The organism is Colwellia sp. 6M3 (assembly GCF_014077595.1).
In the GTDB taxonomy this organism is placed as follows: Bacteria; Pseudomonadota; Gammaproteobacteria; order Enterobacterales; family Alteromonadaceae; genus Cognaticolwellia.
Window position 1 is genome coordinate 1 of sequence record NZ_JACGWF010000146.1, and the last position, 6,313, is coordinate 6,313.

Genomic DNA, 6,313 nt, shown 5'->3' on the forward strand with positions numbered 1-6,313 from the left:
ATCTAAATACATAGTAAGAGAAATAGTTTCATTTTTTAAAAATCTTGGCCCAATTGGGTTAAAGAAAAGTTTAATTAATGAATTGGCTAATATCTCAATAGATGGACTTAAGGTTAACTCTACTTACCAAAAATCAAGTTTATGCTCCTTTCTTATAATGGAGAATACATTAGTACCATTAGATTATGACCTAATTTCAAATATGAAAGTTAAATCTATTTATATTGATGCGATAAACTTAGGTAAAGATAGAGGTTCATTTACATCACCTGAATTTGTTAAAAACTGCAATTCCTACCTCTCTGTTGAGCAAGTAAGCGATGCTAAATCAAGCCGTACATTATTTGTAAGATCTTTTTTTGAACTTCAAGATTATTCATGGAGAATTAAAAATGGACTTTCTGTATTGCCAATATGCGGTAGAAGGCTTCTAATTAAAAAGTCGGATGTTGATGACATTACAACTCCGGGTAATGTCCCGAAAACTTTTTGGAACAGGCTACTTTGTGAATGGAGTAATGAAAGCTGGGTTTTAATGTCTATTGGTAATGTTCCTAAAATAGATTTAGATTTAGAAAAAATAACAAGTGAATTGAATAAAACTCATTCGTTTGGATTCGTCTGTTGCTATTTAAAGTGGAGTGAAATGGATGAAAAGAAAGAACATTCAATATTTTCAGAGGCTTGGCTCAATGAAAATGATCAACTATCGTTTGTGGAAAATGCCTAACAAGGCACTTAAACGGAACTAAAACAGTGGGTTAGGTTTCGCTTCGCTACACATTATAACCCACTATTTTAGTCCGCTTAGTGCGGTGTTAGAAGCCAGAGAATGAATCTAGCTAAGAAGTATATAAAATTTATAAATGACGCCCATGCTATTTGGACTGAGTTATTAATACTTTTGCCTGCAAGTATTGTCTCATATTTATTATTTCCTGATGTTGAATATACTCTCAGGTTAATCGTGATCGGAATTATATGTAGTGTTCTTGTAATTGTGCATTTTGGTATTGGTACTTATTCACTAGCAAAAAGGGATTATCTTGGCTTTGTAAATTTTGTGTTTCTACCAATATTTTGTAGTGCCTTTTTATTGGCCTTTGGTTATAGCTAAACGGCTTCTAACAAGGCGTTCAAACGGACAAAAAACAGTTGGCTGTTTCATTCCGTTCACAATTTTAGCCAGCTATAAATTTCCTCTTATTGAGGCGTTATATTTTTCTAGAGTGCGGAGTTAACATCCATACTTTTATGTAATATTCTCACGATAAATATTTGACTGTTTTTATACTCTTTGTAATAGATAACATGGCTAGCTTGTGGGTATTTGCTGTAACCTTCTCTTATATAATCACAGTTAATACCTAGCTCGGGATCACCCGCTAATAAATGGAACGTATTATCTAATACTTTTAGGTAATCATTCCGTTGAGAGAGTCCCCAAGTTATTTGGGTATATTTAGCTATTTTAATTAAGTCTGTTTTGGCTTTCGAAGATAATACAAACTTATTCATTAATGGTTATCTTTATCTAATTCAGTCAATAAGCTTTCATAGCTGTACTCGGCAACACCGCTTTGTTCGCCTTGGATTAACATATTACGTAAATTTAAAAGCTTAGTTTCTTGATCTTCCAAGGCTCTTAATCCAGCTCTAACAATTTCACTTGCTGAGCCATAACGACCAGTGTTAAGTTGTTGGTTTATAAACTGATCAAAATGATCGCCTAGTGTAACGCTTGTATTTTTAGCCATGATGTAAAACCTCATAAGTACCTATATATAATATATTATGGTATAAAAAATATAACAAGTCACTCAAAAGGACAAATAACAGTTGGTTTTTTCTCCTTCGTCGCTTATTTTAACCAACTATTATTTGCCTTTTAGTGAGGCGTTATAAGTAAAGGTAATTTATGCATTCTGACGAACTAATCAAATCTTTATCTGATAATGGAAATAAGGACTTAGAATCTTCATTACAATGGATTAATCCAATACCTAAGGATGCTTCAGCTTTAATAGAAAAAATAGATATGGCATTAAATATTGTTAGGTTTTCTAAATCTAGACGCACTGAAGAAGGTGAAGAAACTTCTAATAACCATCTAGATTCGTTAATACGTTTAAAAGCTGAAATCAGTAGTATTTTAAATGAAAAGTTAAAATAATCTTATCTAAATTTTCTTATAAAAAGTTGTTAAAGCAGGAATAAATAGTTGGCTTTTGCTCCTGCGTCGCTTATTTTAGCCAACCTACTATTTGCCTATTATCGTGGCGTTAGCTGTAAAGGGAACCTGAGTATTGATTTCACAATTACCTAAATGGATAGAAGTCGGCGCGTTCATTTTTGCCTTGATTGCTGGTTGCGTTAATGCGATTGGTTTTCTTAGCTTTGAGCATCAAGCAGTCTCTCATTTAACTGGCACAGCTACCTTATTGGGTACAAGTTTTTTAGGTTCCTCTTTTTCTAATATTATCCATTTGCTAGGTATTTTGTCTTCATTTATATTTGGTTCAGCGATTGCTGGATTATTACTAGATGGTTCAAGCCTAAAGCTAGGGCGACATTATGATACGGTGTTGCTCTTAGAGTCTATTTTGTTACTAATCGCATTATGGTTTTTATCTGCCGGTTCAATATATGGTCAATTCTTTGCTTCCGCAGCGTGTGGACTTCAAAATGCATTAGCAACAACATACAGTGGTGCAATAATAAGAACAACTCATGTCACAGGAATTTTCACAGATTTAGGTATCATGCTTGGCAGGTTTATAAAAGGTGAAGCTCTTGAGTCACGTAAGGCAAAGCTTTTCTTGATTATTATTGTCGGTTTCATATTTGGTGGTACTTTAGGCGCATTTCTGTTTGCACAATATCAATTTATGGCATTATTTTTTCCTGCAATAATTTGCCTGTTTTTTTCGATGTTTTATCGTGTATATGCTAAAAAATACAGCTAACAGGCTGCTCAAACGAACATAAACAACTGGTTGAATTGCAACCAACTATTTTATTGCCTGTTAGCCGGGCGTTTGGTTTTCTATAACTCAGGTGAATAGGGATATTATGACGAATAAAAGTACTAAATTGGAAAGAGTAGGGTTTGTATTAGTAGCACTCATAGTTTTGTTGCAGGGATTCTATGGTACTTTTGCTTTCATTGACCCAGCCATGTTTTCTGCCGTTAGAGGCACTGAACTTTTTTCGGTTATGGATGCTGATTGGGTTAAAATATATGGTTCGCGTACAATCTTTATTACCTTAATTTTTGGTTATCTTTTATATACTCGAAATTATATTGTTTTAATGTGGGGCGCATTATTTGCAGTTGTTATGCCAATTACTGATGGGTTACTTGCATATGAAGCTCAAGCACCATTTAAGGTTGTTGTTAAGCATGTTGCGACTATTGCTTACTTATTAATTATATTCTTCGTATTAAAAAAGGTTATTGCCCAAAAAATCGAACAAGACCTTTAATCAATAAAACAATTTGCTGTTTTTACTCTGATTTTGTACCACCTTACTACACATTTTTAGCCAACCACTGCTTAGCCTGTTATTAGGCGTCATACAAAAGAGGTTTAAATGAAAACTGTTGTTTCTGAATTATCTTTGAATGATAGAGAAGGCTGGGAAAGTCTTTACTATGAATATGCTGAATTTTATAAAGTGCCTATGGATCAAACGATACTTGATACCGTATGGTCATGGATTTTTGATGTAAACAATAAGTTTTATGCTCTTGTAGCGAAAGATGAATCAGGTAATTATCTTGGGTTTATGCATTACAGGGCAATGCCATCTCCACTCAGGGGGAAGTTGGTTGGTTTTCTTGATGATCTTTATGTTAAAACTGAAGCTAGAGGCGTTGGAGTAGTCGATGCACTATATAAAGAATTGAACTACTTTGCATCGAAAAATGATTGGCCTTTTGTTCGCTGGATAACAGCGGATAATAACTATAGAGGTAGAAGTGTTTACGATAAGCTATCAGATAAAACTCAATGGGTAACTTATCAAATGCCTGTAGAGTAAATTTTGTATAGCATACCCATAAGTGACTAAAAACATTTTTTATTGATGCATCAGCCAGTTTAGTAAACATATTTCAGCCGCTTATTTAGGGCGTTATATTTTACTGATATGTTCTAGTTTTATAAGTCAATTAAAGAGATAAAAATGATAGCTGTATTATTAGAGTTTGATGTTATTGCCGGGATGGAAAGTCAATTCCGAAAGGCCTGGATTGAAACTACGGACATAATCTATGAAAACTTTGGCAGTTTAGGATCTAGATTACATAAATCGGATAATGGAAAGTTTATTGCCTATGCGCAGTGGCCTGACTTAAGTGTTTATGAAAATGATCATCATTGGCCAGACAATTCTAAAAGTACGAGATTAAAAATGAGAGCGTGCCTTCAAATAGGTAAGCCTACTGTTCTGCATACATTAACTCTAGATACTGATTTACTCAAAGACAGTAGCTTTAATAACGTATAAACACGTAACATTTGATTCGGTTTAGTTTCGATACACATGCTAAATAACTAAGGAGAACATCATGTTAAGACCAGAAAATACAGGCTTAATTGTTGTTGATATTCAAGGAAAACTAGCGCGTTTAGTTCATGACAGTAAAGCGTTAATTGCGAATTGTGAAAAACTAATCAATGGCTCGCAGGTATTAGGTTTACCTATAATTTTTCTTGAGCAAAACCCGGATAAGTTAGGTGGTACGGTTGATGAGCTAAAATCTATTATTGAATCATTTAACCCGGTAACAAAATATACGTTCAACGGATGTGCTGAACCAAATTTTATCAATGTTTTACAAGCAGAAAAAATCGAAACATGGCTAGTTTGTGGCATAGAAGCACATATATGTGTATATCAAACCGCGGTAGGGCTGTTAGACCTTGGCTATAATGTACAACTGGTAAATGACTGTGTTTCCTCTCGTAGTCAGCAAGATAAAGCGCTTGGCGTAAGCCGATTAAAAAGTGAAGGTGCTATCATAACGGGCGTAGAAATGTGTTTGTATGAGCTTTTACAAGATTGTAGAAAGGCTGAATTTAAACCAATTTTAAATTTAATACGATAGCAATCTCACAGTTACAATACAGTTTATTCGACAATTACATAATGAAGCTTAAACTGTACGCCAATTATAACTTGTTTAGCTAAGCTGCTTAGCCTTTAACTGAACAAAATAATATCGTCCTAATATCACCATTAAAATACCGCCTAGCACCAAGGCTGATGACTCTATTAAACGAACCGTTATAAGTTCACTGGTAAATATTACACCACCCAAGGCGGCAATTATGGGTACAAACAATTGCAGAACAGCTGCTTGAGTGACTGATAGCCCAGCAAGCGCGATGTACCAAACAAAGTAGCCAACCCCTGAAGCTATAGCGCCAGATAATATTGCAAGCATAATGCCTAATGAGCTTACATGTAGACTATCTAAACTAAAAACCATTAAGATAAATATAAATGGTACAGTGCGTAAAAAGTTAAAAGCTGTATCGTTAAGTGCATTTTTAGACTTTCGTCCGAGTAGAGTGTAAAAGGCCCAAGCCATTCCAGAAATGCTCATCAATACAAAGCCCGTTAAAGACGGAGTAGTAACTGATGGCATAATTAAATACACAAAGCCAGTAAACGCAAGAGCTAAGCCGAGCCATTCTGACATATGTAGCTTATTACCTGAGACGACATTGGATAAAATCATGGTAATTTGAACTGCACCAAATAATATTAATGCGCCGGTACCTGTGTCTAACGATATATAGCCAAATGAAAAAGCTACAGCATAAATAAATAGCATTGCAGCGGATAACCAACTTCCTTTAGATTGTAGCTTTAGATCCTTTGTTGGCTTTTGTATTAATCGAGTTAACTGGATAAGCACAAAGAGTATGGCTATACCTGAAAGTAGCCTGATGGTAGTAAAGCTTGTAGCATCTATAGCATTAGTACCTAAAGCTAAACGGCACAGAACTGAGTTGGCGGCAAAGGCGAAAAGGGCAAAAACGGTGCTCGCGATAATTTTGACATAAGTATTGTGCACAGTAAGAAACCTTTAAGTAAATAGCACTATATTCGTGGTGCATGAACTATAAATTATTTTAGCGTTAAGTGTTGGTAATATGTTTAGGCTTAATAGTTTATTTTGATTAAAGTTATAACGATATATGCACTAGTAGCAATACTATAGTTAACATGTTACTCCATTTTATAAGCGGTTTAATTCAGTGAAATTTAATATATTTATCAGTATTTAACGGTATTAATT

General features: G+C 34.4%; 10 protein-coding genes. 7 read left to right on the forward strand and 3 right to left on the reverse strand.

Annotated features, from left to right (window positions below; all coding sequences use genetic code 11):
- A partial coding sequence (locus tag H4J50_RS18285; protein ID WP_182257604.1) for a hypothetical protein occupies window positions 1-730 on the forward strand: 730 nt, incomplete at its 5' end.
- 494 nt (window positions 731-1,224) lie between these two features.
- On the opposite strand, the gene H4J50_RS18290 is transcribed toward H4J50_RS18285, so the two are convergent.
- Window positions 1,225-1,518 (reverse strand): type II toxin-antitoxin system RelE/ParE family toxin, encoded by a 294-nt coding sequence (locus H4J50_RS18290; protein ID WP_182257605.1) that lies wholly within the window; start codon window positions 1,516-1,518, stop codon window positions 1,225-1,227.
- A complete protein-coding gene (locus H4J50_RS18295) occupies window positions 1,518-1,757 on the reverse strand; it encodes a type II toxin-antitoxin system ParD family antitoxin (RefSeq protein ID WP_182257606.1) in 240 nt (79 codons plus the stop codon). Before H4J50_RS18295 ends, H4J50_RS18290 begins: the two co-directional genes overlap by 1 nt.
- Window positions 1,758-1,918: 161 nt before the next feature.
- On the opposite strand from H4J50_RS18295, the gene H4J50_RS18300 reads away from it, so the two are divergent.
- The 6 genes from H4J50_RS18300 to H4J50_RS18325 all read left to right on the forward strand — a co-directional run bounded on the left by H4J50_RS18300 (window position 1,919) and on the right by H4J50_RS18325 (window position 5,113).
- Window positions 1,919-2,173, forward strand: a complete 255-nt coding sequence (locus tag H4J50_RS18300; RefSeq protein WP_182257607.1) for a hypothetical protein — start codon at window positions 1,919-1,921, stop codon at window positions 2,171-2,173.
- A 133-nt stretch (window positions 2,174-2,306) separates the two neighbouring features.
- Entirely contained in the window at window positions 2,307-2,966 is a 660-nt protein-coding gene (locus H4J50_RS18305) for a YoaK family protein (RefSeq protein WP_182257608.1), read from the forward strand.
- Window positions 2,967-3,072: 106 nt separating this feature from the next.
- Window positions 3,073-3,486: a DUF4267 domain-containing protein gene (locus H4J50_RS18310; protein ID WP_182257609.1), complete on the forward strand. Its 414-nt coding sequence runs from the start codon at window positions 3,073-3,075 to the stop codon at window positions 3,484-3,486.
- A 108-nt stretch (window positions 3,487-3,594) separates the two neighbouring features.
- Entirely contained in the window at window positions 3,595-4,044 is a 450-nt protein-coding gene (locus H4J50_RS18315) for a GNAT family N-acetyltransferase (RefSeq protein WP_182257610.1), read from the forward strand.
- A gap of 144 nt (window positions 4,045-4,188) precedes the next feature.
- Entirely contained in the window at window positions 4,189-4,512 is a 324-nt protein-coding gene (locus H4J50_RS18320) for an antibiotic biosynthesis monooxygenase (protein ID WP_182257611.1), read from the forward strand.
- Between the two features lie 61 nt (window positions 4,513-4,573).
- Window positions 4,574-5,113, forward strand: coding sequence for a hydrolase (locus tag H4J50_RS18325; protein WP_182257612.1), 540 nt, complete (start codon window positions 4,574-4,576; stop codon window positions 5,111-5,113).
- A 75-nt stretch (window positions 5,114-5,188) separates the two neighbouring features.
- Here the strand turns inward: H4J50_RS18325 and H4J50_RS18330 are convergent, their stop codons facing one another.
- Complete coding sequence (locus tag H4J50_RS18330) at window positions 5,189-6,088, reverse strand: DMT family transporter (protein WP_182257613.1); 900 nt, start codon at window positions 6,086-6,088, stop codon at window positions 5,189-5,191.
- Window positions 6,089-6,313: the final 225 nt, after the last annotated feature.

What these genes read in the sequence shown, in the direction of transcription:
- H4J50_RS18325 (WP_182257612.1), top strand. Translation starts at nt 4,574, where the DNA reads ATGTTAAGACCAGAAAATACAGGCTTAATTGTTGTTGATATTCAAGGA.
- H4J50_RS18310 (WP_182257609.1), top strand. Translation starts at nt 3,073, where the DNA reads ATGACGAATAAAAGTACTAAATTGGAAAGAGTAGGGTTTGTATTAGTA.
- H4J50_RS18295 (WP_182257606.1), bottom strand. Translation starts at nt 1,757, where the DNA reads ATGGCTAAAAATACAAGCGTTACACTAGGCGATCATTTTGATCAGTTT.
- H4J50_RS18290 (WP_182257605.1), bottom strand. Translation starts at nt 1,518, where the DNA reads ATGAATAAGTTTGTATTATCTTCGAAAGCCAAAACAGACTTAATTAAA.
- H4J50_RS18300 (WP_182257607.1), top strand. Translation starts at nt 1,919, where the DNA reads ATGCATTCTGACGAACTAATCAAATCTTTATCTGATAATGGAAATAAG.
- H4J50_RS18320 (WP_182257611.1), top strand. Translation starts at nt 4,189, where the DNA reads ATGATAGCTGTATTATTAGAGTTTGATGTTATTGCCGGGATGGAAAGT.
- H4J50_RS18315 (WP_182257610.1), top strand. Translation starts at nt 3,595, where the DNA reads ATGAAAACTGTTGTTTCTGAATTATCTTTGAATGATAGAGAAGGCTGG.